Below are 26,090 nucleotides of genomic sequence, written 5' to 3' on the forward strand. Positions count from 1 at the left end.
GGGGCGGTGCGGGCGGTGGGGACGGCGGGGTCACGGGGGGCGGCGGGTGCCGGGGTGGCCTCTTCGCGGGCCTCCGGGATCGTTGCCGCTTCCGGCGTCCGTGTGCCGCTCGCCGCCTCGTTCGATTCCTCGCGGGCCGCCTTGGAGCGACCGAAAGCGTTGCGCAGCAGACTCCGAATGCCCATCGGCGAACCTCTCTAGCGTGTGTACGGTGCGGCGAATGTCCGAGAAGCGCGGACATGTCCCTGACCAGGCCGGACACGTAAGGGTAGCCGCCTGGCCCGGTCCCATCGTGGGACCCCGCGCGTCTCGCGGCACGCCCCGTTTGGGTGTTTTGTGGTGGGTGGTGGTATGGGATCGAGGTGGGGCTGGGGTGTCTGTCGGGTGGGGGTGCGGTGGATGCGTGGTGGTGGGGGCGTGTGGGGGAGAGCGTATGTGCGGCGGTCGGATGTGCGAAGCGGGGAGCGGAAATTGGGAGGCCGGGGCGCGGACATCCGTACCGTCAGCGTCGTCCGCGCGGTGCCCGCGGGCCCGGCGCACGCCCCGTTCGCCCGCCGCCCGGTGACCATAACCCCGGCCGCCCGTTGACCCTGACGGCAGTTCGGGAGGGCCGGACAACCCTCGTACGGGTGACGGGAGATGTGGGCGCATGGGGCTGACCAGTCAGTCGCTCGAAGTCGTGGTGGTCGTGCTGGCCGTGGTCTGTGTGGGGCTCACGGTGTGGCAGTGGCCCCGGCTGTCCCGGCGCGGGACCCTTCCCGTACTGGGCAGGCTCGGGTCCATCCTCGTCACGCAGGTGGCCGTGCTGTGTTCGCTCGCGCTCGCCGTGAACTCCAGCTTCGAGTTCTACAGCAGCTGGGACGAGCTGCTGGGCAACACCGACGAGGCCCCGGTGGCGGTCAACAAGGGCGACGGTGGTCCGCGGTACGCCGATGCCGGCAGCCTGCGGGGCGGGCTGGTCCAGCCGGCGGGGCCGCAGGGACTGGATCGGGTGAGCGGGCTGCCCAAGGGGGCGCCGGACAGGGCCGGCAAGGTGGAGTCCGTGCGGATCGTCGGGCGCCGTACCCGCGTCGTCAACCCGGCCTTCGTCTACCTGCCGCCGCAGTACTTCCAGCACCAGTACCGCCGTCAGCGCTTCCCCGTCTCCGTCGTCATCAGCGGCTACCCGGGCGGCATCATGAACCTCGCCCAGCACCTCCGTATCCCGCAGACCGCGGGCGAGCTGATCGGGGAGGGCCGGATGCAGCCGACCGTCCTGGTGATGGTCCGGCCGACGATCGCGCCGCCGCGCGACACCGAGTGCGTGGACGTGCCGGGCGGACCGCAGGCCGAGACGTTCTTCACGCGCGATCTGCCGGAGGCCGTCAAGGCGGCGTACCGGGTCGGCCACGACCCCAGCGCGTGGGGCGCGTTCGGCTACTCGTCCGGCGGTACGTGTTCGCTGCTGATGGCCCTGCGCAACCCCGGCGCCTACACGTCCGCCGTATCGCTGTCCGGTGATTACGCGGTGAAGGACGACCTGACGACCGGGAGCCTGTTCGGCGGCGGCGCCGCGGCCGCGCGGCGCGAGCGCGAGCACGATCTGCTGTGGCGGCTGGGGAACCGGCCCGTGCCGCAGGTCTCCGCGCTGGTGGCGAGCAGCCGCCTGGGTGAGCCGAATTACCGCGACACCCTGCGGTTCATCAAGGCCGCGAGGCCCCCGATGACGGTCGACTCGATCATCCTGCCGCGCGGCAGCCACCAGTTCTCGACGTGGCGGCGGGAGGTGGCGCCGGCGCTGGAGTGGCAGGGGCGGCAGCTGACGTTCCCGCAGGACGTGGAGGCGGCGCACGCACGGCCGAAGCGGCCGGGGGCTGGGGCCGTACCGTCACCGACGGCCCGGGCATCCCACCCGTCCGGCCCACCCACCGCGACATCAGCCCCCCACCGCGGTGAACTTCTACCGTGACCGCCCCTCCGGACGACTGCCTGGCCCGCAACGACTGGATCTGCGGCGACTACCTCGCCACCCGCCGCCACATCCTCCTCGACGCCGTCCTCCAGCACCTGCACCTCACCGTGGTGTCCGTGCTGCTCGGGCTGGCGATCGCGCTGCCGCTGGCGTTGCTCGCGCGCCGGTGGCGGTGGGCCGTGGGGCCCGTGCTGGGCCTGACCACCGTGCTCTACACCATCCCGTCGCTGGCGATGTTCTCGCTGCTGCTGCCGCTGTACGGGCTGTCCGCCACGCTCGTCATCGTGGGCCTGGCGCTGTACTCGCTCACCCTCCTCGTACGGAACATCCTGGCGGGCCTGGCGGGCGTACCGGAGGAGGCGAAGGAGGCCGCGCGCGGCATGGGGTACGGGCCGCTGCGGCAGCTGCTGGGCGTCGAACTGCCGCTGGCGGTGCCCGCCGCGATGGCGGGGCTGCGGATCGCCACCGTCTCGGCCGTCGCGCTGACGACGATCGGCGCGATCGTCGGCCATGGCGGGCTGGGCAACCTGATCTATGCGGGAATGAACTCGTACTTCAAGGCGCAGGTGCTGACGGCTTCCGTCCTGTGCGTCGTCATCGCCGTCGCCTTCGATCTGCTGCTGCTCGGCCTGGAGCGGCTGCTGACGCCGTGGCGGCGCGTATGAGCACGCTCGGGGACGTCTGGACCTGGCTCGGTACGGGCGCGAACTGGGCCGGTGAGAACGGTGTCTGGCACCGGCTCGTGGAACACCTGCTGCTGACCGTCGGCTGCCTGCTCGCCTCGTGCCTGATCGCGCTGCCCGTCGCCGTCACCCTCGGGCACCTCGGCCGGGGCGGCGCGCTGGCCGTCAACCTCGCCAACGTCGGCCGGGCCGTGCCCACCTTCGCGGTGCTGGTGCTGCTCCTGCTCACGCCGCTCGGGCGGCACGGGGACTGGCCGACGTTCATCGCGCTGGTGCTGTTCGCGCTGCCGCCGCTGCTGACCAACGCGTACGTCGGGATGCGGGGGGTGGACCGGAACGTGGTGGAGGCGGCGCGCGGGATGGGGATGTCGGGCGGGCAGCTGGTGTGGCGGGTCGAGGTGCCGTTGGCGCTGCCGCTGGTGCTGACGGGTGTACGGATCGCGGCGGTGCAGCTGGTGGCCACGGCGACGCTGGCGGCGCTGGTCGGCGGGGGCGGGCTCGGCCGGATCATCACCGCCGGGTTCAATCTGGCGAGCACTCCGCAGGTGGTCGCGGGCGCGGTGATCGTTGCGGTGTTCGCGCTGCTGCTGGAGGCGCTGTTCGAGGTGGCGCAGCGGCTGGGGCCCGCGTGGTCGCGGGGGCGGGCGCGGTGAGCGGGTGGGGTGGTGCATCGGCGGCGACGCTCCGGCGCACGCGCCGGTGCGCTCACCTCACGGCGCTGGTGGCGCTGACCCTCACCAGCTGCGCCACCGGCCCCTCCCTGGAGAACCGCGGTCAGGTCACCGCCGCGCCCGGCGACAGCCGCCACCTGTCCATCGGCTCGGCCGGCTTCACCGAGAGCGAGCTGCTGGCCCAGATGTACGCGGTGCTGCTCCGCAAGGCGGGGTACGGGACGAGCATTCTCACCGTCGGGAACCGGGAGCTGTACGAGCCGTCCCTGGAGGGCGGCCAGATCGACGTCGTACCGGAGTACGCGGCGACCTTCGCCGACTGGCTGAACGCCAAGACCAAGGGGGCGGACGCCGACCCGGTCGCGTCCCCGGACCTCGACACGACCATGAAGGCGCTGCGGAGCCTGGCCACGCCCCGCGGCCTGACGGTGCTGCCGCCGGGCCGGGCCGTCGACCAGAACGCGTTCGCCGTGGCCGCCTCGTACGCCGAGCAGCACCGTCTGAAGACCCTCAGCGACCTCGGGCGCGCCAAGCTGCCGGTACGGCTGGCGGCGGGCGACGAATGCGTACAGCGGCCGTTCTGCGCGCCGGGCCTGAAGCGTACGTACGGGATCGACATCACGGCCGTCGACCCGAAGGGGGTGGGCACCACGCCCGCCAAGCAGGCCGTACAGAACGGGCAGGACCAGATGGTGCTCACGACCAGCACGGACGCCACCGTCGAGCAGTTCGGGCTGGTCTTCCTGGACGACGACAAGAAGCTCCAGAACGCGGACTATGTCGTTCCGGTGGTCAACCGGGCCCGGGCGGGCAGTGAGCGGGTCGCCGCCGCGCTGGGCAAGCTCAACTCCGTACTGACGACGGAGGACCTGGCCGACCTCAACCAGCGGGTGGACAGCTGGCGGCGGCTCCCGGAGGACGTGGCGCGGGACTATCTGCGGAAGAAGGGGTTGTTGTAGGCGGAGGTACCGATCCGTGGCACCTCACTCCGTAGGCACCGAATCCACCTCGGTCTCCTCCCGCGGCACCCCCTGCTCATCCGCCCCGATCGTGCGCCGCAGCGCCTCGTGCAGCTTGGCCGGGGTCAGGACGCCCAGGAAACGGGTGCCGTCCACCACGGCGATCCAGCCCGCGTCGTACTGGAGCATCTCGCTGAAGGCGTCCTTCAGGGAACCGCTCACCGGTACCCACGCCTCCATCCGGCGCGCATGCGCCGAAACGTTCCCCCGAGCGGCGGCCATCTCCTCCGTGCCCACCCAGCCGTGCAGTCCGCCCTCCTCGTCCAGGACGACGGCCCAGCGCGCTCCCTCCGCGCGCAGCCGCTCCGCCGCCCTGGCGGCCGGTTCGCCGAGGCGGGCGAAGGGCGGGTGTTCCAGGTCGCCGGGGTCGATGCCGGTGACCACGAGCTGCTTCAGCGCCCGGTCGCTGCCGACGAACTCGGCGACGTACGGGGAGGCGGGCGCGCCCAGCACGCTCGCCGGCGTGTCGTACTGCTCGATCCGGCCCTGCCCGTAGACCGCGATCCGGTCGCCCAGCCGGATCGCCTCCTCGATGTCATGGGTGACCAGCAGCACCGTCTTGTGCAGGGACGCCTGGAGCCGCAGAAACTCCTGCTGGAGCCGGTCGCGGACGACCGGGTCCACCGCGCCGAACGGCTCGTCCATCAGCAGGACGGGCGGATCGGCGGCCAGCGCGCGGGCCACGCCGACGCGCTGCCGCTCGCCGCCGGACAGCTGCTCCGGGTAGCGCGGCCCGTGTACGGCGGGGTCCAGGCCGACCAGTTCCAGGAGTTCGGCCGCGCGGTCCCTGGCCTTCTTGCGCTGCCAGCCGAGCAGGTGGGGGACGGTGGCGGTGTTGTCGAGAACGGTGCGGTGCGGGAAGAGGCCGGTCTGCTGGATGACGTAGCCGATGCGGCGGCGCAGGCGTACGGGGTCGGTCGTGGCGATGTCCCGGCCTTCGACGTCGATCCGGCCGCTGGTCGGGTCGATGAGCCGGTTGACCATCTTCATGGTGGTCGTCTTGCCGCAGCCGGACGGCCCGACCAGCGTCACCAGCTCGCCTTCGGCCACCTCGAAGGAGAGGTCGTCCACGGCGGTGGTGCCGTCCGGGTAGCGCTTGGTGACGGACTCGAACCGGATCATTGGTCCATTGAAGCCCGCGGCTCCGGGACGGTCGCTTTATGCGGGCAAACGGGCACATCTCCCCGGGGCTTCCCGGTCCAGCTGTTATTCCCCCAGCCTTTCCGGCCCCGTCAGCCCCTCATTCCTCCAGCCCCTCCAACCGCTCCCGCACCGCCCGTACCGACCGGCCGCGCCAGGACAGGCCCGACCACGGGTCGGGCTCGGAAAGGCGGTCGGGGATGGTGGCCACCGTCCACCGCTGGGCCGTCAGCTCCGGGTCGTCCAGCTCGTCGCGGGTGATCGGGGTGGCCACCGGCGCGCCCGGCTTGGCCCGTACGGAATAGGGCGCCACCGCCGTCTGCGCATACGCGTTGCGCTGCACGTCCAGGTAGATGCGGCCCTTGCGGTCGGCCTTGCGCTGTTCGGTGGTGAGGCGGTCCGGGTGGCGCCGGGCGAGGAGGCCGGCGGCGAGGTGCGCGAAGTCGCGTACGGAGTCGAAGTCGGAGCCGGCGTCCAGTGGCGCGATGACGTGCAGGCCGCGTGAGCCGGTCGTCATCAGGCGGGCGGGCAGTTTCAGCGCGTCCCACAGTTCGCAGACGCGGTGGGCGGCCCACCGTACGTCCTCGAAGTCCGCGCCCTCGGCCGGGTCGAGGTCGAAGATCAGCAGGTCGGGGTGGTCGGGGCGGTGTTCCCGGGAGAGCCAGCGGTGGACGGTGACGCTGGCCTGGTCGGCGAGGTAGACGAGGGTCGCCGGGTCGTCGCAGACGACGTGGGTGACCGTGCCGCCCTCCTTGGACTGCTCCGAACGCCGTACCCATTCCGGGAAGTAGTCGGGCGCGTTCTTCTGCATCAGGGGCCTGCCGCCGATGCCGTCGGGGTGCCGCTCCATCATCAGCGGACGGTCGCGCAGATGGGGGACCGCGCGCCGGGCGACCGCCTTGTAGTGGTCGGCCAGGTCGCCCTTGGTGATCCCGTCGTCCGGGAAGAGGACCTTGTCCGGCCGGCTGACCTTGACCGTACGCCGCCCCGCCTTGATGGTGCGTGTGTCGTCCGTCCCGCCGCTCTTGCCGCTCATATCGGGGACGGGTAACCGGCGGGGGCGCGCGGCAAACGCGGGGCGGAGCGGGGGCCGGGCGGCACCCGTTCGGCGCCGACCGGGCCGCGTCCGCGGTGCGGCGGTGCGCGGCTCCGGGCTGGGGCCGTACGAGTTGCTTCCGGCGCACCGGCCTTGTCCTGCCCGATACGCCCGCTTCACGTGCTTACGATCCTGAGGGCTGTCGTCTCCCGGCGTCGTTTCACCCGAAGGCGGGCCACGACAGGCGTCACGTTGACGGCGGCCCTTGCCCTGCCACCGGTCGGGAGGGTGGATCGCACGGGCGGACACAGACCACCGGACGCAGGCCGGGCACGGGCCGGACAAGGACCGGACACGGGCGGAAGGAACGCGACGATGAAGGCCGTAGCAGTCACCGCATTCGGCGAACAGCCTCAGCTCATGGAGCTGCCGGAGCCGCAGGCCGGCCCGGGCGAGGTCCTGGTGCGGATGTCCGCCGCCGGGGTCAACCCGGTCGACTGGAAGATCGCCGACGGCCTCCTCAAGGACACCGCGCGGCACTCCTTCCCGCTCGTCCTGGGCTCGGACGGCGCGGGCGAGGTGGTCGCCGTCGGCACCGGCGTGCGCCGCCTGTCGGTGGGGGACGCGGTGTTCGGGCAGTTCCAGCGGCCGGAGCGGGGCGGCGGCTCGTACGCGGAGTACGCGGTGGCCGACGAGCGGGCGGTGGCGGGCGCGGCGCGCGCCGTCACGTACGCGGCCTCCGCCGCCGTACCCACGGCCGGCACGACCGCGTACAACCTGGTGGAGGAGACCCGGATCGGCGAGGGCAAGCGTGTCCTGATCGTCGGCGGGACCGGCGGTGTCGGCCTCTTCGCCACCCAGCTCGCGGCCGGCCGGGGCGCGGAGGTGATCGCCACCGCCCGGGACGGCCTGGCCGAGCTGCTGACCGGCCTGGGCGCGGTGGAGACCGTGGACCACACGGTGGGTCCGGTGGCCGACCAGGTGCTCGCGGCCCATCCGGACGGCGTGGACGTGCTGCTCGACCTGGTCGGCGGCCCGACCGCGTTCGGCGAGATGACCCGGACCGTGCGGGACGGCGGTACGGCCGTCTCCACCGTCGGGTCCGCGGACGCGGACGTACTGACCGACCACAACCTGCGCGGCTTCAACTTCCACAACCGGCCCTCGCCGCAGCTGCTGGAGATCCTGGCCGGGCAGCTGGACGCGGGACGGCTGACGGTGATCATCAGCGGCGAGGTCGCCCTGGAGGAGGCGCCGGAGGCGCTGGTGGCCAGCCGTACGGGGCATGCGCAGGGGAAGACGGTCATCAGTTTCTGAAGGGCCGGGCCGGGTGGGCCTGGGCCGCGAGGGCCCGGCGCCCCTCAGTGATCGTGCGGCCCCGGCCGGTGCACCGGCCCGTGCGTGTCCTCGCAGTGCGGGGGGACGAGCGCCGCGTCGTCCGGCCCGGCCGCTATGTGCAGCACCTCGCCGGGCAGCGGCTGCTCGCCCACGTGGTCGACCTGGAGGGTGGCGTGGGTGATTCCGTACTTTCGGCTCAGCAGGTCGTGCAGATTTCGGCGTACGGCGTGGCAGTCGCCGCCCGGGGCCACCAGGATGTGCGCGGACAGGGCCGGCTCGCCGGAGGTGATCTCCCAGATGTGCAGGTCGTGGACCTCCACCACCTGGTCCGCCTCGACGAGGTGATCGCCCAGCGCGTCCGGGTCCACGCCGTTCGGTGCGGCCTCCATGAAGATCCGGCCGGACTCGCGCACCAGGCCGGTGCCGGCCCGCAGCATCAGCACGACCACGACGAGCGAGGCGATGGCGTCGGCCCGCGCGAAGCCGGTGAACAGCACCACCGCGCCGGCGACGGCGGTGGCGATGAAGCCGAACAGGTCGGTCAGGATGTGCTGGTAGGCGCCCTCGACGTTCAGGCTGCTGCGGTTGGCCTTGGAGATGCACCAGGCGGCCACCACGTTGACGGCGATCCCGGCGAGCGCGGTGATCACGACCAGGCCGCCGGTGACCTCGGGCGGGTCCACCAGGCGGGTGATCGCCTCGTAGCCGAGCCAGAGCGACAGCACGAGCAGCGTGATGCCGTTGGCCTGCGCGGACAGGATCTCGGCGCGCTTGAGTCCGTACGTGTAGCCGCCGCGCGCGGGCCGGGCGGCCAGCCGCATCGCGACCAGGGCCAGCACGATCGAGGCCGCGTCGGTGAGCATGTGGGCCGCGTCGGAGATCAGCGCCAGGGAGCGCGCCAGAAAACCGATCACCACCTCCACGGCCATGAACGCCGTGATCAGCGCCAGCGCGGCCCGCAGCCAGCGGCGGTCGGCGTCGGGGGAGAGGGCGTGGGAGTGGCCCCCGGGCCCGTGGGAGTGGCCGTGGGAGTGGCTTCCCGGCCCATGGGAGTGACCGTGGCCGGGCGAGTGGTCACGGCCGGATGAGTGGTCCCGGCCGTCCGTGTGGGCGGGGGCGGGCCCGTGCGCGGTGGGCGGTGGGTGTCCGGAGGTGGTGGCGTCGGCGTGGGCGTGCTCGGTCATGGGCGCGCTCCTTCCCAAGGGCGTCCGAAAGGACGTGCGCAAGGAAGCAAACCGCACTTCGCCGCTAGATCCAAAGGCTGCACCGGTGACCGTTGTCATTCCCGTCGAACGGCGCATCACCGCAGGTCAGAGCGGTGCTCCCGGGATATCGTGCGGCGGCCCGGCCCAGCCCCGGGCCGCCCGCCCGGCCGTTACCGGTCCCGGCTCGTGCACGCAGGCGTCGTCAACGGTCCTGGACCGTGCGCCGCAGTGCGGCCGCCAGGCGCCGGGCCACCTCGGGTGCGCAGCGGCCCAGTTCGACCAGGGGCCGTGGTGCGTCGGCGGCCAGCGACGGGCCGTCCAGCCCCAGCGACGGCAGGGTGATGCCCGCTCCGGCCAGGGCGTCCCGTAGTTCGTCCCGTGCGGCTTCCGCGTCCGTGACCGTCTCGTCCGCCGTCGCGCGTTCCACTGTGTCCATGATCCCAGCGCCTTCCCTCGGTGCCCGTGTCGCGCTTCCACCGAAGAGCATCGCTCGGTGAAACCACGATTACTAGGAGTAGCCAATTATGGGGCCGTAAAACGAATTCGGGAGAGCTTGTGGCGATACCCGCGCAAGCGGGTGTACGGGACCGCCCGCGAAGCCGCCGGAGACCGCCTCTTACCCTTGAAACGCCCCGTCCGGATGGTCCGTGCCGGGTTGACATCCGTGTCCTCCGGGCCGGTCGTGCCATCCCGTACCACTCCGCGGTGCCGCCGCCCCGCGGCCCGTCCGACCCTCTTCCGACTCCCGTACGACCGAAGCCCCGAGGTAACCGGCAGTGAGCCCCGCCCCGCCCGCAGCGCGCGCGCCGCACACCCCAGACCCGGCCCCCGCCGCCGCCCGCGTCACCGTCGTCGGCATCGGCGCCGACGGCTGGGACGGGCTGCCCGCCGCCTCCCAGGAAGCCCTGCGCGGCGCCGGAACGCTCATCGGCGGTACGCGGCAGCTCGCACTGCTGCCCGCCGACTGCACGGGCGAGCGCGTCCCCTGGCCGTCACCGCTGCGGCCCGCCGTGCCGGGGCTGCTCGCCGCGCACGCCGGGCGCGAGGTGTGCGTCCTGGCCAGCGGCGACCCGATGTTCTACGGCATCGGGCGGACGCTGGCCGAGGTGCTCGGCGAGGCGGGTGCGGCGCCGCCCCGCGTGCTGCCGCACCCGTCCTCCGTCTCGTACGCGTGTGCCCGACTCGGCTGGCCCGTCGAGGACACGGAGGTCGTCACCCTCGTGGGCCGCCCCCTCGCGGGCCTGACGGCCGCCCTGCACGACGGCCGCCGCCTGCTCGTCCTCTCCGCCGGTGCCGGGACGCCCGAACAGGTCGCCGGCCTGCTGCGGGAGCGCGGCTTCGGGCCGACCCGGATGCGCGTACTGGAGCAGCTCGGCGGCCCGCGCGAGCGGCAGTCCGAGGGCACGGCGGAGGACTGGCCGCCCGCCGCCTCCGACCGCACCGACCCGCTCAACGTCGTCGCCCTGGACTGCGTCCGCGCCCCGGACGCCCTCCGGCTCTCCGCCGCCCCCGGCCTGCCGGACGACGCGTACGAGCACGACGGCCAGCTGACCAAGCGTCATGTCCGTGCCGCCACGCTCGCCGCGCTGGCCCCCGCGCCCGGCGAACTGCTGTGGGACGTCGGCGGCGGCTCCGGCTCCATCGGCATCGAGTGGATGCGTACGCACCGGTCCTGCCGCGCCGTCGCCGTCGAGCGGGACGCCGTACGGGCCGAACGCATCGCCCGCAACGCGGACGCGCTCGGCGTACCGGCCCTGCGCGTGGTCACCGGCCCCGCGCCCGCGGCGCTCGCCGGACTCCCGGCGCCCGACGCGGTGTTCATCGGCGGGGGCCTGACCGTACCCGGCCTCCTGGAAGCGTGCTGGGCGGCGCTGCCGGCGGGCGGCCGGCTGGTCGCCAACACGGTGACGCTGGAGTCCGAGGCGCTGCTCGCCGACTGGTACCGGCGGCACGGCGGCGACCTCGTACGCCTCGCGGTGGCGCACGCCGTGCCGGTGGGCGGCTTCACCGGGTGGCGGCAGGCGATGCCGGTGACGCAGTGGTCCGTGACGAAGACCGACGCCCCCCTCGGCCCTCCCCCCACCCCCTCAGCCCCAGGAGACGCACAGTGACCGTCCACTTCATCGGCGCCGGACCGGGCGCCGCCGACCTGATCACGCTGCGCGGCGCCCGTACGCTGGCCCGCTGCGAGGTGTGTCTGTACGCGGGCAGCCTGGTGCCGCGCGAACTGCTCGCCGAGTGCCCGCCCGGCGCGCGCCTGGTCGACACGGCCGATCTGGACCTCGACCAGATCACCGCGGAGCTGGTGCGCGCCCACGAGGAGGGCAAGGACGTGGCCCGGCTGCACTCCGGCGACCCGTCCGTCTTCAGCGCCGTGGCCGAGCAGATGCGCCGTCTGGACGCGGCGGGTGTGCCGTACGAGGTCGTCCCCGGCGTCCCCGCGTTCGCCGCCGCGGCGGCCGCCCTGAAGCGCGAACTGACCGTCCCCACCGTCGGCCAGACCGTCGTCCTCACCCGCGTCGCCCAGCAGGCCACCCCGATGCCGGAGGGCGAGGACCTGGCCACGCTGGGCCGCAGCCGTGCCCTCCTGGTCCTGCACCTCGCGGCCCGCTACGTGGACCGGGTCGTCGCCGAACTCCTGCCGCACTACGGCGCCGACTGCCCCGCCGCGGTCGTCGCGATGGCCTCCCGCCCCGACGAACTGGTGCTGCGCGGCACGCTGTCCGACATCGCGGACCAGGTGAAGGCGGCGGGCGTGGTCCGTACGGCGGTCATCATGGTCGGCCGCACGCTGGGTGCCTCGCAGTTCCGCGACAGCCATCTGTACTCGACGGAGCGGGAGCGGCCGAACCGGGCCGAATAACCGGTTGATCGGGAACGGTGGGCGCAGCAGGATCGGCCGGATGAGCGAGAGTGCGCGACCTGTTGTGAGCGAGAGCGGCGTGCGGCCCGTCGAGGCACTGATCGTCGTAGACGTCCAGTCGGCGTTCTTCGAGGGTGAGGAGGCGGCGCCGCACGCGGCGGCCGTCCAGGAGCGCCTTGAGGACCTGGTCGACCGCGCCCGGGCCGCCGGCGCCCTGATCGTCCACCTTCAGAACGACGGCGCGCCCGGCATGTCCGACGAGACGGGCACCAAGGGCTGGGAGCTGCACCTGCCGGTCGCGCCGGGCCCCCGCGAGGTCGTGATCCGCAAGACGGAGGACGACGGCTTCCACGACACCCCGCTGGGCGGCCTGCTCACCGAATCCGGGGTGCGGTCCCTCGTCGTCTGCGGCGTGATGTCCGAGATGTGCGTACTGGCGACCGCCCGCAGCGCCCTGGAGCGGAAGTACCGCGTCGTCCTGCCGCACGACGCGCACGGTACGTACGACGTGCCGCCCGCGCCCGGCGAGACGGAGGGCGTCCCGGCGGCGATGGCCTCGCGGGTGGCGGAGTGGGCGCTGGGCGACGAGGTGGAGATCGTCGCGTATGCGAAGGACGTGCCGTTCGAGGGGGCGTCGGGCCCGGCCTAAGCGGCGTCCCGGGGTCCGCGCGGGGCGGCCCGTCCCACCACGTTCCCCGCCCGGTCGATGCAGATCACGTCCACCGCGACCGGGGCCCCGCGCAGGACCGCCAGGGCCTCGTCACGGGCGGTCGCGGCCACCAGGTCGCCGAGCGGCACGCCACGCGCCGCGCACAGCTGGAGGGCGGCCAGCCCCGTGTTGGCCGTGGCCACCTCGCCCGCCAGCGCCTCGTCCGCGCCGCCCTGCCGGGCCAGCTCCGCGAGGAACCCCTTGTCCACCTGCGAACGTGCCGAATGCAAATCCAGGTGCCCCGCGGCCAGCTTGGACAGCTTCGCGAAGCCGCCGCAGACCGTCAGCCGGGGTACGGGGTGCCGCCGTACGTACTTCAGCACCGCGCCCGCGAAGTCGCCCATGTCCAGCAGCGCGTCCTCGGGCAGACCGTGCTCGGCCACCACGACCTTCTCCGAGGTCGAGCCGGTGCACCCGGCCACGTGCGTACGCCCGGCGGCGCGCGCCACGTCCACGCCGCGCCGGATCGAGTCGATCCACGCCGAGCACGAGTACGGGACGACGATCCCGGTCGTCCCCAGGATCGAAAGCCCGCCCAGAATCCCCAGCCGCGGATTCCAGGTACTCCGTGCGATCTCCTCGCCGTGATCGACCGACAGCTCGATCTCGACGTCCCCGCTGCCCCCGTACCGCGCCGCGACCTCGGCGACATGCTCACGCATCATCTGCCGGGGTACGGGGTTGACGGCCGGCTCGCCCACGTCCAGCGGCAGCCCGGGGCGGGTGACCGTGCCCACCCCCGGCCCGGCCTTGAACACCACGCCGCTGCCTGTGGGAAGGCGGCGCACGGTGGCGCGGATCAGCGCGCCGTGCGTGACGTCGGGGTCGTCCCCCGCGTCCTTCACGACGGCGGCCATGGCCACGGTGCGGTCCCCGGCCAGCTCCTCCGCGGCCAGCGCGAACGCGGGCGTCTGCCCCTTGGGCAGGGTGATCCGCACCGGGTCGGGGAAATCCCCCGTCAACAGGGCCGTGTACGCGGCCGTGGTCGCCGCGGTGGCGCAGGCGCCGGTCGTCCAGCCGTGCCGGAGCCCGGTGTGGGCGAGCTGGGCCGTACGGCCGCCGGTGGCGCCTGCCGTACCGTTCGTATCCGCACCCGTACCCGTACGTGCCTCACCCATGGAGAAACCCGCCCGCCATGAGCGTCCCCGCCGGACCCGTACGCGTTCCGCACATCCTGATCCTCGGCGGTACGACCGAGGCCCGCCGGCTGGCCGCCGACCTGACGGACCGGCTCCCCGGTACGCGCGTCACCACATCCCTCGCCGGGCGGGTGGCCGCGCCCCGGCTCCCGGCCGGAGAGGTCCGCATCGGCGGATTCGGAGGCCCGGACGGCCTCGCACACTGGCTGCGCGAGCACGCGGTGGACGCGCTCATCGACGCCACCCATCCCTTCGCCGGCACGATCAGTTTCAACGCGGCGCAGGCCGCCGCCACGGCCCATGTTCCCCTGCTCGCCCTCCGCAGGCCCGGCTGGGTCCCCGGCCCGGACGACACCTGGCACCCGGTGGCGTCCCTGACCGAGGCCGCGGAAGCCGTACGGGGGCTCGGCCACCGCGTCTTCCTCACCACCGGCCGCATGGGCCTCGCCACCTTCGCCCACCTCACCGACCAGTGGTTCCTGGTCCGCTCGGTGGACGCGCCGGAGCCGCCTTTCCCACCGCGGATGCAGGTCCTCCTCGCCCGTGGCCCCTTCAGCCTCGAAGACGAGCGGGCCCTCCTCCGGGACCACCGCATCGACGTCCTCGTGACGAAGGACAGCGGCGGCGCGGCCACGGCGCCGAAGCTGGAGGCGGCGCGGGAGGCGGGGGTTCCGGTGGTGGTCGTACGACGGCCGCCCGTCCCGCCGGGCGTACCGGTGGCCGAGACTCCGGATCAGGCGGTGGCCTGGCTGCTGGCGCTGTGACCGCGCGGGGCGCCGCTCTTCGTGCAGCAATGCCCCTCGCCGGTCCCGCCCCTGCTCCCGCTTCTACTGCCGGTTCCGGTTCCGGTTCCGGTGAGCACAGCGCACACCACATCCTCAGGGAACTCCGGCCCGAGGCCGGAGTGCCCGAAGAGCGCCCGGAACACGATGGGCGCGGCGAACAGGTCCATCACGAGGTCGATGTCGAGGCCGGGCCGCAGGTCGCCGCGTTCCTGGGCCGTGCGCAGGGACACGGTGCAGGCTTCCCGGCGGGGTTCCCAGAACGCGGTGAGGAAGCGTTCCCGCAGCTCCGGGTCGTCCGCGAGGTCGGCCACCAGCGCGGGGAGCACATGGCCGAGGGCCGGATCGTCCATCGCGGCCCGGAGCGCTTCGAGATGCCCGACGATGTCGCAGTGGGTGCACCCGGTGTCGATCTCCACAACACCGGCCCGGTCCTGCGCCATGGCCTCGACGACCAGGTGTTTCTGGCTCTCCCAGCGCCTGCGGATGGCGGGTTTGGTGGTTCCCGCCCGCCTCGCGATGGCTTCCATGGTCAGGTTGCGGTAGCCGACTTCCCGTACGAGTTCGATCGTCGCGGCCAGCACGGCGTGGTCGATCCGCTCGTCCCGCCTGCGCGCCATCGAACACTCCCGGGAACCGCACGCCAACCCTGTTTGCCCGGCAACCCTACCGGGGCAGCAGTACGACCTTGCCGAACGCCTTTCCGGCCGCCACCCGGCGAAGGGCGTCCTCGGCCTCGGTGAGCGGGAAGACCTGATCCACCACGGCCGAGACACGGCTTTCTTCCAGCAGCGCCACCACCCTCTTCCAGGACTGTCGAAGGTCCTCCGGAGCCACCGAATTGAGACTGAGCGCGCTCAGCGACAACGACTTGTGGAAATCGCGCAGCAGCGGCGCGAAAGAGCCCACGTCGGGGAAGCCGCCGGCGGCGCCGCAGAGGATGTAGCGACCGTTGGGCCGCAGCAGTTCGAGATGCTTTTCCAGGTCCGGGCCGGCGACCGTGTCCACGACGACGTCGTAGTCCGCACCGGGAATCGCGGATTCGGTCCGGTCGACGATGTGCGCGGCGCCCAGGGCCCGCAGGCGTTCACCGCGGGCCGCCGACGAGGTGACGGCGGTGACCTCGGCTCCCCGGGCACGCGCGATCTGCGTGGCAAGCGTCCCTATCCCGCCACCGGCACCCCGGACGAGCACCCGCTCTCCGGCGGCCGCCCCCACCCGGTGGAGCGCGAGCTCGGCGACCAGCGCGTTGACGCCGATCGCGACCGCGTCGACGGCCCGGCCGCCCCGCGGAACCGGAAAGATCAGCTCGGCATCGGTCACGATCCGCTCGGCAAAGCCCCCGAAGCCCGGCAGCATGGCCAGGACCTGCTGTCCGACCAGCCCTTCGGCGACCTCCCGCCCGACCGCCGCAACGCGCCCGGCGACCTCCACCCCCGGCACCGCCCCCACACCGGGGAACCCCGGGTACTCACCCCGCAGCGCCATGACATCCACAAACCCGAAACCGGCCGCATCGACGTCGACGAGCACCTGGCCGGGGGCGGGGACCGGGTCCGGCGCCTCGGTCACGGCGAGTCCTCCGGAAGACCTGACGACCACTGCTTTCACTGTGCGGCTCCCTCACGATGACGAATGATCCGAGCTCAAATTAACGTTCCGATCCGAATCGGAACGTTATTGTGGGATGGTCCGGTCGTCAAGACCTCGCTGTAGCGGCCTCACCCCGCCCACCCCGCGTCACCACATCGTGGGGAGGAGGGCGATGCTGCGGCCATCGCCGCCGTACACGTCGCCGTGGCGGGCGCATGGGGTGATCAGTCGGTGTTGGGGGGCGGCCATGCTGGTGCCCAGCCGTGCAGCGTCAGCGGTCCCGCGTTGGTGAGATAGCCGTACAGGCCGGCGGCTGGGTACTCGATGATGTCCTCCGGCAGGTCCTGAACGTCGAAGAAGCGCAGATCGAGGCACTTGTCGGGCTCGCGGTTGGTGGGTTCACCCTCCCAACGGGTGGCCAGGAAGAAGAAGCCGAGGCGTTCGGCGCCGGGAGCCTGCCGGTGATGCACGACGTGGACCTGTCGCAGGCTGTCCGGGTGGGCGGTAATGCCGGTCTCTTCGAAGAGTTCGCGGGCCGCGCCGGCGGTGAGGGGTTCGCCGGTGTCGAGTTTGCCCGAGGGCAGGTGCCAGCGGCCGTAGCCGTAGGAGCTGCCGCGCCGGGACAGGAGGATCTTGTCGCCGTCGCGCAGGATCACGTGGGTGTCGACGATGGGGGTTGCTGTGGACATGGGGTCACCGTGTGCTCGTCGGGGCCGTTGTGGTGCCCGACGCTAGCGTCCCCGTGACGCCATGGTGAAAGCGATTCGGGCAGCGGTCTCCGTGGGGGTGAGGGTGCTGATATCGAGGACAAGGACGTGAACGCTCAGGCGTTCGAAGGTGCGGGCGGCGTCGCGGTAGAGCGCGATCTCCCGTCCGGGCATGTCCGGGTCTTCTTCGAAGCGGTGGTGGGCACCGCGGCAGGCCAGGCGGGTGGCGATGGTTTCGGGTGCGGCGGTCAGGAGGACGGCGAGGTCGGGCAGCCGGATGTCGGCGTTGAGGGCGAGCAGGAAGGGTTCGGGGACATCGTCGAGTCGCTGGAGGACGAGGGTGGAGGCCAGGTAGCGGTCGCACACGACGGTGTCGCCGGCGGCCAGGCGGGGCTGTATCTCGGTGTGCAGGTGGTGGTAGCGGTCGGCGGCGACCAGGCAGGCCAGGGCGCGGCCGTGGATCTGGTCGACGTGGGCGCGGGTGAACTGGCCGAGCGTGCTGTGCGAGGGCTCGGTGGTGGCGTGGACCTTCTCGCCGCGGCGGCACAGGTGTTCGGTCAGGGCGGCGAGAGTGGTCGACTTGCCGACCCCGCCGGGGCCGTCAAGGGTGATGAACTGTCCGGGCCGTGGGGGCAGTGTCATGCCGTCATCCTCTGGCGCCCGGTGCGGGCGTGCTGCTCGCGGGTGAGGGCGGCCAGGGTGGCGCGCAGTGTGGTCAGGGGGACGGCGCCGAACTGGATGCCGACGCTGAAGTTGAACTCGTCGCGGGCGCGCATGGTTTCGTCGGCTCCGTGGTCGGTGAGGTCGATGTCGGCGTAGGCGAGCAGGTCGGCGGGCGCGTGGCCGGCGACGGTCAGTTGCTGCCACACGGGGGTGCCCGGGTAGGGGCGGAATTCGAAGACCGAGGCGCGGAAGCTGCCCGGCAGCAGGTCGGCCAGGCCCCACAGGGCACGGATGTGCCGTTCGGTGGCCGCAAGGTCCTCATGCTGTTCGCCGGGGTAGCCGAGGATGAAGTAGCCCTTGACGTGGATACCCCGCTCCATCAGGCGGCGTGCGACGTGCTCGGTCATGGCGGCGGTGATGCGCTTGTCCATGGCCGCCAGGATGCGGTCGCTGCCGGATTCGATGCCCAGGGCGACTTCGCGCAGGCCGTTGCGGGCCAGGGTGTCGAGCAGGGCGTCGTCGACGCGGTGCAGGACGTTGATGCGGCCGGTGGCGTCCCACACGTAGCGCTCGCCGATGCGGTGGGCGGTGAAGGCGTCCATGGCGGGGCGGATGATGCGGGCCGCGCCCAGGAAGAGGTCGTCGACGAAGCGAAAGGCAGTGGCGCCGTAGCGGGCGTTCAAGTCGTCGAGTTCGGCGACGATGTTGTCCGGACGGCGGGTGCGGATCTTGACGTCGGGGTTGGCGGAGACGGCCGCTCCGCAAAAGCCGCAGTCGTAGGGGCAGCCGCGGCTGCCGACGATGTTGGCTTCGATCCGGCCGTCAGGGGCGGTGCAGGGGTCCTGGGGCAGGTAGCGGCGGTCGACGAACGGCAGCGCGTCGATGTCGGGCGCCAGGTGTCGGCCGGTGGTGCCGGGCGGTGCGATGCCCCGGGCGGTGGTGTTCAGCAGCCGGTCGCGCCACAGCACGCCGGGCAGTTCGGTGCGTCGCTTGGCATCCTCCAGCAGCGCGGCGGTGCGGGTCTCGCTTTCGCCGATGACCAGGGCGTGCAGGCGGTCCATGCGCGGGTCGGCGAGGATGCGCTGCGGCATGGCCTTGGCCTGATGACCGCCGACGACCAGGGCGATGTCGTCGGCAAGGTGGGCCGCGATGCGGGCGGACAGCTCGTAGGTGGGGGCGAGCAGGTTCATACCGACCCACCGCGGGCGGGCAGCGTTGATCAGTTCGGTGGTCTGCGCCAGGCCAAGACCGTGCGCCTCGGCATCCAGCACACCGACGCTGAACCCGGCCTGGTGGGCGTAGGTGGCGATGTAGGCCATGCCGAGGACGGGCAGGGTGTAGTCGTTCACCCGCGGGCGCAGGGCGTAGTCGCGTAACGGGGCGTTGACGAACAGTGCGTCCAGGGCGCGGGTCCGGTCCGCGCCGGCGATGAGGTCAAGCGGGTGGGTACGAGATATCTCCTGGCCGTGCGGTGCGGACATGGCTCCCCCAGGTCAGCGTGAACAGGGTCAGAGCGTGCAGGGCGGTACGGTCCTCGTTGGCCAGGCGCCGCCAGTAGGCACTGAAGGCGTGCTCGCCGTCGGGGAAGGAGTGATCGGGGTCGGCGCGGCGGGCCCAGGTGCGCACCGCGAGGTCGCCGTGCGGGTAGACCGCGAAGTCACCGGTGTAGTCGGCGGCCGCGGCCGCCGCCGTCCACGGGCCGATCCGCGGCACCTCTTGCAGGGCCTTGACGAGGTCGTCCGGGCTGAGCTGCTCCCAGGTGTGGTGGCGTGCGCGGTAGGCGGCGGCTGCGGCGCGCAGCGCGGTGCGGTGGAACGTCGTGTTGGCCTCCGTGAACTGCCGGTCGCACAAGCTGAGTACGGTCTCGGGGTCCGGGCACGGTGGCAGGACGCTGGACTCGGCGGGCACGGCCGGGCCGTGCACCTGACACCAGGACCGGTAGACCCGACGGGCCTGGTCGGCGCGCACGACTTGCCGCAGGATCGCGGTGGTGATCGCGTCCCACAGGCTGGGGTTCGTCAGCCGCTGCACCGTGCCCAGGGAGGCGAGGCACTGCACCAGGGTCGCGGCAGTACGGGACGCGGGCAAGATGCTGGGCGCCACGGACAGCACCGGCGGGCTCTGGCCGTCGCCCTCCGCGCCGACCAAGCGCAGCGTTAGTGCCTGGGCCGGCGAGCACACCGCGAGCCAGGGAGAACCCTGGTAGGCGACCAGGCGCACGCGCGTTCCGTGCGGGCCGTCCATCCAGGCCGGGTGGTCGGTGATAAGGGTGAGAGCCACTGTGCCGGTCTCCGTATCGCGTGACGGATGAAGCGCACCAGTCTGCCCCCGCGATGGTCGCCTGCGAGCGGAAAACAGGCCGAAGCCGAAGGTGCCGAAGACGAGGCTGAACGCATCCAGGTAGGCGCGTAGGCCCTGGCCCAGTTCTGCTGGGGTGTCGATCAGCGTGTAGCGGAGAGCCTCGTAATGGCGGCGCCAATCCATGCCGGGTGCGCATTCGATGCGAACGGTGAACAAGCAGGTCGCCGACGGCGGTGAGCCGGAGGCCGGGGTTCGAGGTGAGCCGACATGCATGGTGGTGGCTGAGGGTACGGCCGGGCTACGGCGCGCAAGCGCGTTTCACCGGGGCCATGACGTACTCCAGCGGTTGGCTTCGCGGACGCGTGCCGCCAGGGCCTCGCGGCGGGTGGTGTCGTCCGGGGTCGGGGGCGGCTTCGGGGGTGGGGGCTGCGGCTGCTCGTCGGTCACGTTGAGCACGTCCGGAGTACGGCGGCGAGGCGGCGGGCCACTTCGGGGGTGCAGCGGCCGAGCGTGACGAGTGGCCGGGCGATGTCGCCGGTGATGGAGGGGGTGTCCAGGCTCAGCGTCGGGAGTTTGATGCCGACGGCGGTGAGGGCGGTGCGGAGTTCATCGCGCGCTTCCTCGGCGATTTTGATCGTATTTGTGGTTCGGATGGGCTCGGTCGTAGCCATGTGTTTCTGCCTTTGAACGGTCGGTGAAATCCGCAAACACTTTGCGTACGTGCATCGTTACGCTCGGCCGCGTTCGCTGGTAGGAGCCCGGCGTTGTCGTCACGCCGGGCAACAGAGGAGACGAGATGACCGCGTGTGTGCTTGAGGCTCAGAACCTGGCCCGGGATGTGCTGTCCCGCGAGTTGCGCCGCCTCCGGGAAACGTCCGGGCGGTCACTGGCTCAGCTGGCCGAGGAGACCAATTACGACCGCACCTACCTGAACCGCCTTGAGAACGGCGAGCGCCTTTCCAAGCGGCAGGTCATGGAGGCGCTGGACCGGACTTACGGCACCAAAGGGCTGCTCGTCGGACTGTGGAGGCTGGCGCACCAGAACGTCTTCACCGACAAGTACGAGCTGTTCATGGAGTACGAGGCCAAGGCCAGGTTCATGCACAAGTACGTGACGTGCATTCCCGGGCTTCTGCAGACCGAGGCGTTCGCGCGTGCCGTGCTGTCCTGGCCACCGCACATCGACGCCGACTTGCTGGAGCAACGGGTCGCCCGACGCCTCGGCAGGCAAGAACTGCTGCGGCGGGACCCGCCGCCTGACATCCGCATCATCATCGACGAGTCGGTTCTTGTGCGGCCCGCTGCTGATCCGTACATCTGGCACGGGCAATTGCTGCACCTCGTGGAAGCCTCGTCGGCCCCCCGCATGACCGTTCAGGTACTCCCGTTCACCGCGGGCGGCCACGATCTGATGGGAGGCTCCCTCTCGTTGCTGTGGATGGCGGACGGCAGTTGCGTCGCCTATCTGGAAGGGTGCAAGGCCGGGGGAATGGTCGAGGACGCGGACAAGTTCACCGAGTACTGGGCCTCGTACGACAAGGTGCGCGATGTGGCTCTGTCGCCGCGTGAGTCGGTCGCGTACATCCAGGAGTTGGCGGACCGCGCAGCGCCGTGAGGGCCCGAAAAAAGCGCTGCGGTGCGAGGGGGCGGGCCCGAAGCGGGAGCGAGGTGGGGCGAGGTGGCGCGCCCCTGACTCAGCGCTCGCGTCGCAGTTCCAGGACGTGGCACTCCTCCGGGCCGCCCGCGAGCTGTCGGTACAGGACCGGGTGGCTCTTTTCCTCGCCTATTCGCAGCGAACTGACCGTGCTGCGTGCCAGTTCGGCGTCGATGCGGTCGAAGGTGAGGGTGAGCGTGGTGCGGTTCTGGGAGACGTTCCAATTGCCGTCGCCCATGATGCCCGAAGGGGGCGGCTCGGCGGTGGCCTGCTCGGCGGTGGTGTCCTTCGGCCAGTCGTGGGTCAGGAAGGTGCGGCCGAGCCTGCCGCCGAGGTTTTTGAGGTCTATCGACACTCCCCTGCGAGAGGACCATTCACCGTACAGATCGGCGGCGCCGTAGCGCTTGGTCGGCTCCGGGCCGCAGCGTTCTTCCCTGGTGGCGCAGCCGGTGGTGGTGAGGGTGAGCAGGAGACCGGCGGTGGTGGCCGCTGCGGTGGTGCGTAAGCGTAGGGGCTTGTGGTTGGTCGGTGTTGTGCTCATGTGGTGGTACCCCGCTTCCGCGCCCCGTGGATGGTCCCGCCGGGCCGGGGGACCGCGCCGACGCTAAGTGATCTACGAAGGCGCGGTGTTTCCGTGGCTGGATTTGCCGGGTGGGTTCGGAGGCTTATGGCGGAAATGCGACCGGGCGGCGGGCGGGACGGGCCCGCCCGCCGGGGGTCGGATCACGCCTCCGGGTACCGCCGCGGCGTCCACACCGTCTCGCGGTCGTCGCCCGCTTCCCGGCGTACCGACTCCGTCTGCGACGAGCCGATCAGGAGGATCGTGCGCATGTCGACTTCCTCGGGGGCCAGGGCGGCGAGCGGCACCACGCGTACGGACTCGGTCGGGCCGCCCACGTCGCGGGCCATGACCACCGGGGTGTCGGGGGCGCGGTGTTCCAGGAGGAGTTCGCGGGCCTTGGCGACCTGCCAGGTACGGGTGCGGGAGCCGGGGTTGTACAGGGCCATCGCCAGGTCGGCGGAGGCCGCCGCGCGCAGGCGGTCGGCGATGACCTCCCACGGCTTGAGGCGGTCGGAGAGGGAGATCACCGCGTAGTCGTGGCCGAGGGGCGCGCCCGCGCGGGCGGCTGCCGCGTTGGCGGCGGTGACGCCGGGGAGGACGCGTACGGGGACGGAGCGGTAGGGCTCCTGGGCGGCCACTTCGAGGACGGCTGTTGCCATGGCGAAGATGCCCGGGTCGCCGCCGGAGACCACTGCCACCCGGTGGCCACGGCGGGCCAGATCGAGGGCGAGTTCGGCGCGTTCGGACTCGACCTTGTTGTCGGAGGCGTGGCGCGCCTGGCCGGGGCGTACGGGGACGCGGTCGAGGTAGGTGGTGTAGCCGACCAGGTCGGTGGCGGAGGCGAGGGCGCCGCGGGACTCCGGCGTGAGCCACAACGGGCCCGCCGGGCCGGTGCCGACGACCACGACCGAGCCGGCGGCCGGCGCGGGCGGCGGGGTGGCGATGCGGCTGGGGACCACGGCGACGGAGAAGTAGGGGACGGAGGCCGGGTCCACTTCCGACAAGGGTGCCGTCCGCTCCCCCGGCATCGTCGCGCGTTCGACGTAGTCGGCCTCCGGGAGGCGGCCCGAGTCGGTGAGCGCCTGGTGTACGGAGGGGAAGGTGCGGCCGAGCTTCATGACGACCGCGGCGTCGGTGGCGGCGAGGCGGGCGGTCAGTTCCTCGGTGGGGAGGGTTCCCGGGAGGATCGTCAATACCTCGTCGGCTTCGCAGAGGGGTTTGCCGAGGCGGGCCGCGGCCGCGCTGACCGACGTGACGCCGGGGATGACCTCGGTCTCGTAGCGGTCGGCCAGGCGCTGGTGCATGTGCTGGTACGAGCCGTAGAAGAGCGGGTCGCCCTCGGCGAGTACGGCGACGGTGCGGCCCGCGTCGAGGTGGGCGGCGAGGCGGGCGGCGGCTTCGGTGTAGAAGTCGTTGAGGGCGCCCCGGTAGCCGTCGGGGTGGTCCGTCGACTCCGTGGTGATCGGGTAGATCAGGGGTTCTTCGAGGTGGTCGGGGCGGATGTGGCGCTCGGCGATGGAGCGCGCGATCGAGCGGCCGTGCCGGGCGCTGTGGTACGCGATCACATCGGCGGAGGAGATGACTTCCACGGCGCGCAGGGTCATGAGGGACGGGTCGCCGGGGCCGAGGCCGACGCCGTACAGGCGCCCCGGGGCCGTACCGGACTGGCCGGCCGTGCGGTCCGTCGTGTGCTGCTCGGTCACTCTTCCACGCTCGCTATCGCGTTGATCGCTGCCGCGGCCATCGCGCTGCCGCCGCGGCGTCCGCGTACCACCAGATGTTCCAGCCCCGACGGGTGCTGGACCAGCGCGTCCTTGGACTCGGCCGCGCCGATGAAGCCGACCGGTATGCCGAGGACGGCGGCCGGGCGGGGCGCGCCCTCCTCGATCATCTCCAGGAGGCGGAAGAGGGCGGTGGGTGCGTTGCCGACGGCGACCACCGAGCCTTCGAGGCGGTCGCGCCAGAGTTCGAGGGCGGCGGCGCTGCGGGTGGTGCCCATGCGCTTCGCCAGATCCGGTACGGAGGGGTCGGCGAGGGTGCAGATCACCTCGTTGTCGGCGGGCAGCCGCTTGCGGGTGACGCCGCTGGCGACCATGTTCGCGTCGCAGAGGATCGGCGCGCCGCCCCGCAGGGCCTCGCTCGCGCGGGCGACGACCTGCGGAGAGTACGCCAGGTCGCGTACGAGGTCGGTCATGCCGCAGGCGTGGATCATCCGGACGGCGACCCGGCTGACGTCCTCGGGCAGCTGCGCGAGGTCCGCCTCGGCGCGGATGGTGGCGAAGGACTGGCGGTAGATCTCCGCCCCGTCCTTCTCGTAGTCGAACTCGCTCACTGTGTTTCGTTGCCCTCGGTCATGTCGTCGTGGGGGTGGTACGGGTGGCCGTCATGTCGTTGTGCGGGTGGCCGCGCGGGCCGTCGCGACGGCGTCGGCGAGGCGGCCGGGGTCGGTCGTGGGGACGGTGGTCACGGGGGCCGTCCCGTCGCGGGTGCCCCGTACGGACACCTCGTAGGCGTCGCCGGTGGCCACGACATCGACCCACGCGCCGTGCGGGTGGCCGCAGCGGCGCGCGCAGCCCGACCAGTGGACGGGCAGCAGCCCGGGGCCGTCCGCGCGGAGCGTGGACACCGCGTCCGCCCGTACATCGGCCAGGGACTTGGCGCAGCCGGGGCGGCCGGTGCAGGCGCCGAGCCCGTACCAGGGGGAGGCGGGGTCGGTGACCAGGCCGGTCGCGGCCAGTTCGCGCAGCCTGGCATCGGCCGTCTCCGGGGACAGGCCGGGCAGGACCACGCCGCGCCAGGGTGTCATACGCAGTTCGCCGGCCCCGTCCCGGGCGGCGGTGGCGGCCAGCGCCCGCAGGTGGGCGCTGGTGAGGCGGCCGAGGGGCGCGAGGAGGGAGAGGGCGGCGGCCGGAGCGCCGTCGGGGGCGGTGACCAGGCCCGGCCGGGGCGGGGACGGGTGGGTGGAGGGTGGGGGTGTGGCTGTCGCGTACGGCTCCGGGAGTTGCGTACGCAGGTGTACGCGGACGGTCGCGGCCTCGTAACCCGGCGGCAGCTCCCGTACGCGCCACGAGCCGTTGCCTGCTTCCTGGGCGACGGTGAGGAACGCTTCGGCGGCGGCGAGGGCCACGCGTGGCGCGTCGCGGCCGGGCAGCCGCAGCGCCTCCGTGTCGTCGCCGATGCGCAGCAGCGCCGTACCGCCCAACTCTGCGATCAACGTCACATCGCCGCCGAGCGCGGCCACGTCGCCGCGGCCGTCGTCCAGCGCGAAGAGGAAGCGGCCGGAGAGGGCGGGGGCGGTGTCGCTCGCGCACAGGAGGCGGTCGAGTTCGCGGGCCCAGTCCTGGACGGACGCGCCGCCGTCGGCGCCCTGGCCGTCCAGTCCGGCGAGCGGCGAGGCGACGATGTTGCGGACGCGTTCGTGCTGGTCGGAGGGGAGGAGGCCGGCGGTGCGCAGGAGGTCGGCGAGGGGCGCGGCGCTGCCGTCGCCGAGGCCGCGCAGCTCCGCGTTGCCGCGGGAGGTGAGGGAGAGGTGGCCGTCGCCGAGACGGTCCGCCGCGTCGGCCAGGGCGCGGGCCTGATCAGGCGTCAGGAGGCCTGCGGGCAGGCGGAGTCGGGCCAGGAATCCGTCCGCTGCTTCGTGCAGGCGCAGCGCCCCGGGGCAGGCGTCGCCACGGTCCCGTACGACGGCTTCGCCACGGTCCCGTACGACGGCATCGCCGCGCTCCCGTACGTCCCGTACGCGGGGGTCGCGGCCGCCCCCTGCGCAGGCGTCACCGCCATCCCGTACGAGGGATTCGTCCCGGTGTGGGGGTATCGCGGGGGTGGGCGGCATGGCGGCGAGCATACCGACGATGGCTCGGGCGGTCCCCCGACCAGTCGCCTGCGGCAGCCCTTACTATGCAGGTCGGTGGGTCAGCTGGCCCACCGGACGCCAGCGACGGCGCCAAGGGAGGAAGCCCGGTGGAAATCCGGCGCGGTCCCGCCACTGTGAGCCCGGCCACCGCCGGGCGAGCCAGGAACTCCCGCCGTCCGTGAACACCGCCCGGGGCGCGGACCCCGAGGAAGGCCAGACGC

The 26,090-nt window shown here is 72.6% G+C and carries 26 protein-coding genes, 1 pseudogene and 1 riboswitch; of the genes and pseudogenes, 10 read left to right on the top strand and 17 right to left on the bottom strand.

Going from position 1 to position 26,090, the window contains the following annotated elements; translation table 11 throughout:
* Positions 1-185 (bottom strand): annotated as a pseudogene (locus IH45_RS01000000143190) (toxic cation resistance protein); the annotation flags it as partial.
* A gap of 464 nt (positions 186-649) precedes the next feature.
* On the opposite strand from IH45_RS01000000143190, the gene IH45_RS0106090 reads away from it, so the two are divergent.
* From IH45_RS0106090 to IH45_RS0106105, 4 genes are all read left to right on the top strand, one after another.
* Complete coding sequence (locus IH45_RS0106090; RefSeq protein WP_050514575.1) at positions 650-1,948, top strand: alpha/beta hydrolase; 1,299 nt, start codon at positions 650-652, stop codon at positions 1,946-1,948.
* On the top strand, positions 1,945-2,616 hold the full coding sequence (locus IH45_RS0106095) for an ABC transporter permease (RefSeq protein ID WP_030662547.1): 672 nt from the start codon (positions 1,945-1,947) through the stop codon (positions 2,614-2,616). Before IH45_RS0106090 ends, IH45_RS0106095 begins: the two co-directional genes overlap by 4 nt.
* Positions 2,613-3,287, top strand: coding sequence for an ABC transporter permease (locus IH45_RS0106100; protein WP_030662550.1), 675 nt, complete (start codon positions 2,613-2,615; stop codon positions 3,285-3,287). Before IH45_RS0106095 ends, IH45_RS0106100 begins: the two co-directional genes overlap by 4 nt.
* 65 nt (positions 3,288-3,352) lie before the next feature.
* Positions 3,353-4,264 carry an ABC transporter substrate-binding protein gene (locus IH45_RS0106105; protein WP_107058580.1) on the top strand — a complete coding sequence of 304 codons (912 nt, stop codon included), beginning with the start codon at positions 3,353-3,355 and terminating at the stop codon, positions 4,262-4,264.
* Positions 4,265-4,288: 24 nt separating this feature from the next.
* Here IH45_RS0106105 and IH45_RS0106110 read toward each other — a convergent pair whose 3' ends face one another.
* Both IH45_RS0106110 and ligD read right to left on the bottom strand, forming a co-directional pair.
* On the bottom strand, positions 4,289-5,446 hold the full coding sequence (locus IH45_RS0106110; RefSeq protein WP_030662555.1) for an ABC transporter ATP-binding protein: 1,158 nt from the start codon (positions 5,444-5,446) through the stop codon (positions 4,289-4,291).
* Between the two features lie 118 nt (positions 5,447-5,564).
* Positions 5,565-6,500 carry a non-homologous end-joining DNA ligase gene (gene ligD / locus IH45_RS0106115; RefSeq protein WP_030662558.1) on the bottom strand — a complete coding sequence of 312 codons (936 nt, stop codon included), beginning with the start codon at positions 6,498-6,500 and terminating at the stop codon, positions 5,565-5,567.
* Positions 6,501-6,875: 375 nt separating this feature from the next.
* Between ligD and IH45_RS0106120 the strand changes: the two genes are divergently transcribed.
* Positions 6,876-7,817 carry an NADP-dependent oxidoreductase gene (locus IH45_RS0106120; protein ID WP_030662561.1) on the top strand — a complete coding sequence of 314 codons (942 nt, stop codon included), beginning with the start codon at positions 6,876-6,878 and terminating at the stop codon, positions 7,815-7,817.
* Positions 7,818-7,861: 44 nt separating this feature from the next.
* Here the strand turns inward: IH45_RS0106120 and IH45_RS0106125 are convergent, their stop codons facing one another.
* Both IH45_RS0106125 and IH45_RS0106130 read right to left on the bottom strand, forming a co-directional pair.
* On the bottom strand, positions 7,862-9,022 hold the full coding sequence (locus IH45_RS0106125; RefSeq protein WP_030662563.1) for a cation diffusion facilitator family transporter: 1,161 nt from the start codon (positions 9,020-9,022) through the stop codon (positions 7,862-7,864).
* A gap of 223 nt (positions 9,023-9,245) precedes the next feature.
* Positions 9,246-9,479, bottom strand: a complete 234-nt coding sequence (locus IH45_RS0106130) for a hypothetical protein (RefSeq protein ID WP_030662566.1) — start codon at positions 9,477-9,479, stop codon at positions 9,246-9,248.
* A 340-nt stretch (positions 9,480-9,819) separates the two neighbouring features.
* Here IH45_RS0106130 and IH45_RS0106135 point away from each other — a divergent pair, with 340 nt between their 5' ends.
* The 3 genes from IH45_RS0106135 to IH45_RS0106145 are packed head-to-tail and all read left to right on the top strand — an operon-like array spanning position 9,820 to position 12,555.
* Entirely contained in the window at positions 9,820-11,154 is a 1,335-nt protein-coding gene (locus IH45_RS0106135) for a bifunctional cobalt-precorrin-7 (C(5))-methyltransferase/cobalt-precorrin-6B (C(15))-methyltransferase (protein WP_030662568.1), read from the top strand.
* Positions 11,151-11,906, top strand: a complete 756-nt coding sequence (gene cobM, locus IH45_RS0106140; RefSeq protein ID WP_030662572.1) for a precorrin-4 C(11)-methyltransferase — start codon at positions 11,151-11,153, stop codon at positions 11,904-11,906. The genes IH45_RS0106135 and cobM overlap by 4 nt, the downstream gene beginning before the upstream one ends.
* A gap of 40 nt (positions 11,907-11,946) precedes the next feature.
* Complete coding sequence (locus tag IH45_RS0106145) at positions 11,947-12,555, top strand: cysteine hydrolase family protein (RefSeq protein ID WP_050514576.1); 609 nt, start codon at positions 11,947-11,949, stop codon at positions 12,553-12,555.
* On the opposite strand, the gene IH45_RS0106150 is transcribed toward IH45_RS0106145, so the two are convergent.
* Positions 12,552-13,733, bottom strand: a complete 1,182-nt coding sequence (locus tag IH45_RS0106150; protein ID WP_030662578.1) for a cobalt-precorrin-5B (C(1))-methyltransferase — start codon at positions 13,731-13,733, stop codon at positions 12,552-12,554. The two genes, IH45_RS0106145 and IH45_RS0106150, sit on opposite strands and share 4 nt — an antisense overlap.
* Positions 13,734-13,750: 17 nt before the next feature.
* Here IH45_RS0106150 and IH45_RS0106155 point away from each other — a divergent pair, with 17 nt between their 5' ends.
* Positions 13,751-14,518: a cobalt-precorrin-6A reductase gene (locus IH45_RS0106155; RefSeq protein ID WP_030662582.1), complete on the top strand. Its 768-nt coding sequence runs from the start codon at positions 13,751-13,753 to the stop codon at positions 14,516-14,518.
* Here the strand turns inward: IH45_RS0106155 and IH45_RS0106160 are convergent.
* The 7 genes from IH45_RS0106160 to IH45_RS0106190 form a co-directional block, all read right to left on the bottom strand.
* Positions 14,488-15,156: a TetR/AcrR family transcriptional regulator gene (locus IH45_RS0106160; RefSeq protein WP_063762949.1), complete on the bottom strand. Its 669-nt coding sequence runs from the start codon at positions 15,154-15,156 to the stop codon at positions 14,488-14,490. The two genes, IH45_RS0106155 and IH45_RS0106160, sit on opposite strands and share 31 nt — an antisense overlap.
* A gap of 46 nt (positions 15,157-15,202) precedes the next feature.
* Positions 15,203-16,069 (bottom strand): quinone oxidoreductase family protein, encoded by an 867-nt coding sequence (locus tag IH45_RS0106165; RefSeq protein ID WP_158812946.1) that lies wholly within the window; start codon positions 16,067-16,069, stop codon positions 15,203-15,205.
* Positions 16,070-16,353: 284 nt separating this feature from the next.
* Positions 16,354-16,818 (bottom strand): NUDIX hydrolase, encoded by a 465-nt coding sequence (locus IH45_RS0106170; protein WP_030662591.1) that lies wholly within the window; start codon positions 16,816-16,818, stop codon positions 16,354-16,356.
* A 42-nt stretch (positions 16,819-16,860) separates the two neighbouring features.
* Positions 16,861-17,478 (bottom strand): dTMP kinase, encoded by a 618-nt coding sequence (gene tmk, locus IH45_RS0106175; RefSeq protein WP_030662594.1) that lies wholly within the window; start codon positions 17,476-17,478, stop codon positions 16,861-16,863.
* Positions 17,475-18,980 (bottom strand): B12-binding domain-containing radical SAM protein, encoded by a 1,506-nt coding sequence (locus IH45_RS0106180; protein ID WP_050514578.1) that lies wholly within the window; start codon positions 18,978-18,980, stop codon positions 17,475-17,477. The genes tmk and IH45_RS0106180 overlap by 4 nt, the downstream gene beginning before the upstream one ends.
* A complete protein-coding gene (locus IH45_RS0106185) occupies positions 18,934-19,779 on the bottom strand; it encodes a DNA glycosylase family protein (RefSeq protein WP_234440434.1) in 846 nt (281 codons plus the stop codon). The genes IH45_RS0106180 and IH45_RS0106185 overlap by 47 nt, the downstream gene beginning before the upstream one ends.
* 464 nt (positions 19,780-20,243) lie before the next feature.
* Positions 20,244-20,471 (bottom strand): hypothetical protein, encoded by a 228-nt coding sequence (locus tag IH45_RS0106190; protein WP_030662600.1) that lies wholly within the window; start codon positions 20,469-20,471, stop codon positions 20,244-20,246.
* 125 nt (positions 20,472-20,596) lie between these two features.
* On the opposite strand from IH45_RS0106190, the gene IH45_RS0106195 reads away from it, so the two are divergent.
* Positions 20,597-21,415 (top strand): helix-turn-helix domain-containing protein, encoded by an 819-nt coding sequence (locus IH45_RS0106195; RefSeq protein WP_030662602.1) that lies wholly within the window; start codon positions 20,597-20,599, stop codon positions 21,413-21,415.
* A 79-nt stretch (positions 21,416-21,494) separates the two neighbouring features.
* Here the strand turns inward: IH45_RS0106195 and IH45_RS0106200 are convergent, their stop codons facing one another.
* The 4 genes from IH45_RS0106200 to cobG all read right to left on the bottom strand — a co-directional run bounded on the left by IH45_RS0106200 (position 21,495) and on the right by cobG (position 25,860).
* On the bottom strand, positions 21,495-21,995 hold the full coding sequence (locus IH45_RS0106200; protein ID WP_030662605.1) for a hypothetical protein: 501 nt from the start codon (positions 21,993-21,995) through the stop codon (positions 21,495-21,497).
* Between the two features lie 182 nt (positions 21,996-22,177).
* On the bottom strand, positions 22,178-23,719 hold the full coding sequence (locus IH45_RS0106205; protein ID WP_030662608.1) for a precorrin-2 C(20)-methyltransferase: 1,542 nt from the start codon (positions 23,717-23,719) through the stop codon (positions 22,178-22,180).
* The gene (locus IH45_RS0106210; RefSeq protein ID WP_030662611.1) at positions 23,716-24,348 is read right to left on the bottom strand and encodes a precorrin-8X methylmutase; all 633 of its coding nucleotides are present in this window, start codon (positions 24,346-24,348) and stop codon (positions 23,716-23,718) included. The genes IH45_RS0106205 and IH45_RS0106210 overlap by 4 nt, the downstream gene beginning before the upstream one ends.
* Before the next feature lie 51 nt (positions 24,349-24,399).
* A complete protein-coding gene (gene cobG, locus IH45_RS0106215; RefSeq protein WP_030662614.1) occupies positions 24,400-25,860 on the bottom strand; it encodes a precorrin-3B synthase in 1,461 nt (486 codons plus the stop codon).
* Positions 25,861-25,908: 48 nt separating this feature from the next.
* Positions 25,909-26,056: riboswitch (cobalamin riboswitch) on the top strand.
* Positions 26,057-26,090: the final 34 nt, after the last annotated feature.

It is taken from the genome of Streptomyces rimosus subsp. rimosus (assembly GCF_000720725.1).
In the GTDB taxonomy this organism is placed as follows: domain Bacteria; phylum Actinomycetota; class Actinomycetes; order Streptomycetales; family Streptomycetaceae; genus Streptomyces; species Streptomyces rimosus_A.